The sequence below is a fragment of the Candidatus Paceibacterota bacterium genome (assembly GCA_041661265.1).
Taxonomy (GTDB): domain Bacteria; phylum Patescibacteriota; class Minisyncoccia; order JAHIHE01; family JAGLIN01; genus JBAZUT01.
The window spans coordinates 1-4,307 of the sequence record JBAZUT010000030.1 but is presented as its reverse complement, the minus strand read 5'-3'; the positions used below and the strand labels follow the sequence as shown (position 1 = coordinate 4,307).

7 protein-coding genes are annotated in these 4,307 nt (G+C 44.5%); all 7 read left to right on the top strand.

Annotated features, from left to right (window positions below):
* Positions 1–416, top strand: a 416-nt coding sequence (locus WC788_09885; GenBank protein ID MFA6097906.1) for a hypothetical protein, incomplete at its 5' end; no start/stop codon positions are given.
* A gap of 213 nt (positions 417–629) precedes the next feature.
* A complete protein-coding gene (locus tag WC788_09880; GenBank protein MFA6097905.1) occupies positions 630–1,136 on the top strand; it encodes a DUF1573 domain-containing protein in 507 nt (168 codons plus the stop codon).
* 5 nt (positions 1,137–1,141) lie between these two features.
* Positions 1,142–1,921, top strand: a complete 780-nt coding sequence (locus tag WC788_09875; GenBank protein ID MFA6097904.1) for a cytochrome c biogenesis protein CcdA — start codon at positions 1,142–1,144, stop codon at positions 1,919–1,921.
* 4 nt (positions 1,922–1,925) lie between these two features.
* The gene (locus WC788_09870) at positions 1,926–2,420 is read left to right on the top strand and encodes a hypothetical protein (GenBank protein ID MFA6097903.1); all 495 of its coding nucleotides are present in this window, start codon (positions 1,926–1,928) and stop codon (positions 2,418–2,420) included.
* A 13-nt stretch (positions 2,421–2,433) separates the two neighbouring features.
* Complete coding sequence (locus tag WC788_09865) at positions 2,434–3,387, top strand: hypothetical protein (protein ID MFA6097902.1); 954 nt, start codon at positions 2,434–2,436, stop codon at positions 3,385–3,387.
* Positions 3,388–3,575: 188 nt separating this feature from the next.
* Complete coding sequence (locus tag WC788_09860; protein MFA6097901.1) at positions 3,576–3,854, top strand: hypothetical protein; 279 nt, start codon at positions 3,576–3,578, stop codon at positions 3,852–3,854.
* A 2-nt stretch (positions 3,855–3,856) separates the two neighbouring features.
* A partial coding sequence (locus tag WC788_09855; protein ID MFA6097900.1) for a cation transporter occupies positions 3,857–4,307 on the top strand: 451 nt, incomplete at its 3' end.

The window sequence follows — 4,307 nt, the reverse complement described above, 5'->3', positions numbered from 1 at the left end:
GATATAAATTCAATATGAAAAAAATCGGAACGTTATTACTTCTCGTCGGGTTTGCCGGAATGGCGGTGTTCGGTCTTTTTGTTATGGATTTTGCGATGGGGCATAATGATACGGGTTGCATCGCTTCGAGTGTAAGCGGGGGGCCGACGGTTTGTCCGATGAGCTTGCTTCAAATGGCGTTTCATCATATCTCGGCCTTTCAGGCTTTTTCATTGGCGATCGTTGCGGGGGCTTTTAATGTATTGCTTGCCCTCGCGTCGCTTTCTTTGGTATTTGTTTTTACAAGATGGCTCGCCAATGCTCCGCCGAAATTTCTTCGTCGTATTCGTCGGAGAGAAAACAAATTCTCTTATTTTCAATTTCAAAAAATTACGCGCTGGCTCTCTCTCTTTGAGCACAGTCCGTCTTTAATCTAGGGCACGAATTGAGCTCTCGCTTTTTCGTGCTGTTTACTCTTGTATATTTACAAGGGTTTTAATCTTGTAACATAGAACTTACACATTCGGCGATCTTCGCGTTAAAATCTGCGATACTCGCTCCCTGTATTACCATACCACTCGCTCCGTTTCTCTCCGCCGGCTGGCGGATTGGCGCGAATCTCATCCGAATGAGTAAGTTCTAACATCTATATGAATAAAAAGACTATTATTATCGGCTTCATTGTATTTTTTGGGATCTTTGGATTCATGATTTGGGGACAAAGCGCGCAAAAGAATTTGGCTGCCGAGAAAAAAACTGAAACGAATACAAAAAGCTCTCTCATTGCAGTCGGAGAAACCGCCTTTGATTTTGGCACCATATCGATGAAAAACGGCAAGGTGAGTCATCCATTTTCCATCACCAATACTTCAAAAACGGATATCCTCGTGAAAAAAGTAGAGACTTCGTGTATGTGCACCTCGGCGTATCTCTTGGGGGGAGCAGAGAAAAAAGGACCCTTCAGAATGCCGGGTATGGGTTTTGTTCCTCCTGCGGATGAAATCATTAAACCGGGAGAATCAAGACAAATAGAAGCGGTGTTTGATCCGAATGCACACGGTCCGGCCGGTGTTGGTACGGTTGCGCGCTCTGTATTCGTGGAAGAAGAGAGCGGAGCGCGATTGGAGTTTAATTTTAAGGCGGAAGTAACCCCATAGCGCTTATGAAAAGATTTCTTATTATTGCATCGATTGTGCTCTCCGCTGTGTTGTTTATCATATTCTTGAAAAACAGCTCGGGAGTGTCTTCATTCATCTGGAATTTGAGCGATAAAGGCGCGTGGCTTTTACCGCTCGTGATTATGGCGTCACTTTTGGACAGTGTGCATCCGTGCTCATTCTCCATTCTTCTTATCACCATCGTGTTTCTTTTTGGAATGAAAATGACGCGAAGAAAAATTTTGCAGATAGGTGGCACGTACATCTTCGGAATATTTTCGGCGTATTTCTTGATAGGTCTCGGCATTCTCAAAGTGCTTCACCTCTTCAACACCCCACATTTTATGGGGATGGTCGGCGCGGGGCTTCTCATTGCCTTCGGATTCATTAATCTCGCGGGAGTATTCGTGTCGGAGTTTCCGATAAAATTGCGACTACCGGAAGGATCGCACCGTTCTATGGCGATCTTGATGGAAAAAGCCTCCGTTCCCGCTGCGTTCGTTCTCGGACTTCTTGTCGGCATTTGTCAGTTCCCGTGCATGGGCGGTCCTTATCTTATGGTTATCGGACTTCTTCGCGACCAAGTTACCTATTATGCGGGATTCGGGTATCTCTTGCTCTACAACATCATTCTCGTTATGCCGTTACTCGCCATCCTTTTTATTTCCGCGGATCCCATTCTCGTGAAAAAAATGGAAGACTGGCGACGAACGAACTCAAAAGGTGTTCGTATTTGGGCGGGTATCGCCATGATTATTATTGGAACACTAATATTCTTCATGTAACTATATGAAAAACGAACCTTTGGCGATGGATGAATTCCTCGCAAGAATAGAAACGTTGAAAGAAAAACACGGTGCGGATCTTTCCACGACGGAAGATTTGAGTATTGCCATTATGAACCTCATTTCTTTGGAAGAACATTTTTTCTTCACCGGAATGAAAACGGGAAAAGACGAATATTTTAACACCGCGCTTGAGATCCGCGAGATGCGGAAAGCTCTCTTAAAAGAACTTATGCCGGAGAATGAAGGCGAAACATGGTGTATTTCAAAACATCTTTTGGCGGCAACAATGCGGTTGATGGAAGTCGGCAATAAATTGCAAACGGAAGGGAAAAAACCGGAAGCAAAACAGATGTTTGAAAAAGCATATCAAACCTATTCCATTTTCTGGGCGCTCAAATTGAAACTCATAAGCGGCGAACAAGTGAAAGAAATCGCACGGGAAGCATCGCCCATGGAAGATCTTATTAATAAATTAGCGCATTGTTGCGATGAATAATCAATAAAAACTTATGGAAAACAATGATACGGAGCAAACGACGGAAGTCGTTGTGGAAAATAAAATCGGACTTAAGTCTGTGTTTAGAAATGGTTTAATTCCGGCGAGTATTTTACTTTCCTCTATTATTCTCTCGGGTGCCTTGGTGTATTCGGCGAATTCTGGAAACGGAGCGCAAAAAACAAACCTTGCCGGAGCTGCGCTCGACGCGGAACTGGAGGAAAAAGTTTTGCCGCCTAAAGGGGTTTTGCTGCCTGTCGTGTGGGGAGATCTCGGTAAAAAACTGGTTGACGCCGGCGTCATAGATGCGGACAAATTCAAAGCGGTTTATGAACAAAGGGGGGCATTTCCGGATAAATATAAAGATTTGCTTCTTGGGAGCAAGAATGGCAAGCTGAAAATTACCGGAGAAAATTCTGGTTTTCTCCTTAATCTCTTGTGGGCGCTCGGGTTGGGAAACAAAAATCCCATTTTGGAAAAAGGAGAGATGTCGGATCCGAAATACGGTGGTGCGGAAAAATTCGCCTCCACCGGAGGGTGGACGATTTCCAAAGGCAATCCCATGGATCATTTCAGTCATCATACATTTATTACTTTGACGGCGGATCAGCAAGCGCTTGTGGACAAGGTTTCAAGGGGAATCTATCGGCCATGTTGTGGAAATTCAACTCATTTTCCGGATTGCAATCACGGCATGGCCATGCTCGGACTTCTGGAACTTATGGCATCGCAAGGCGTAAGCGAACAAGCTATGTGGAAAACAGCCCTCGAAGTGAATTCGTATTGGTTCCCGAATAATTATCTCACTATTGCCGCTTATATGAAAAATAAAGGTACGGATTGGAAAGACGTAAACCCACAGGAAATGCTCGGATCGGAATATTCAAGTTCTCGCGGAAACGCGAACATATCTTCTCAGGTCGCGCCGTTGCGCGGACAACAAGGCGGGGGTGGTTGTGGTGTTTAAAAATATTATCAATCTAACATAGGACTTACGCACGTGGATGACCATCCTTCTCTAAAGCTACGAAAGGGAAAGGATGCGACACTAAAATCGAGAAACGGAGTAAGGTGTACATTGTTACGACGATGCGAGTATTACAGATTTTGGCTAGCAGATTGCCATGTGCGTAAGTCCTATAACAATTAAATTTTATGCATGATCACAATAACAACAGCGACGATAGTGGCGGAAAGGGAATGAAAGTCATGATGTGGATGATGATGATATGTTGTGCCGGTCCGATCCTTCTTACTCTTTTTCTGGGTGTGGGAGGGCGCGCGGCGGGGGTTTCGTCGTGGGTCATTTTGGGGGCGATGGCGATAATGATGTTTGCGCATTTTTTCATGATGAGAAGATCAAGTGGTCATTCTTGTGAAAAAAGCGGCGAACAAGAAAAAACAGATAAAAAAAACGTTAATAAAAAACTATAGTAATGGAAACTTCACATATAAAAAAAGTAACGCTCGAGATCCGCGGCATGCACTGCGCAAGCTGCGAGGTTCTTGTGGAGCAAAAATTTAAAAAGGCCGCAGGGATAAAAAAAGTTCGCGTTGATCATGCCGCCGGAAAAGCCGATCTGGAGTGTTCAGGGGAGCCAAATATTGCCGAACTCAACGACATGGTGAAAGAATACGGATATACGGTTTCCGTATGGGAAAGAAAAAATGACGGGATCCGCGGCAGTGTAAGCACAAACGCGCCCGTCGATTATTTGCAGATGGCGTATATGTTTCTCGTGATCGTTTCTTTGTATTATCTTTTGAAACGTTTTGATTTTCTGCCTAGCTTCTTTATCTCCGAGCGCATGAGCTACGGACTGATCTTCTTGATAGGAATATTTGCCGCCGTATCTTCATGTATTGCCGTTGTCGGCGGTCTTTTGC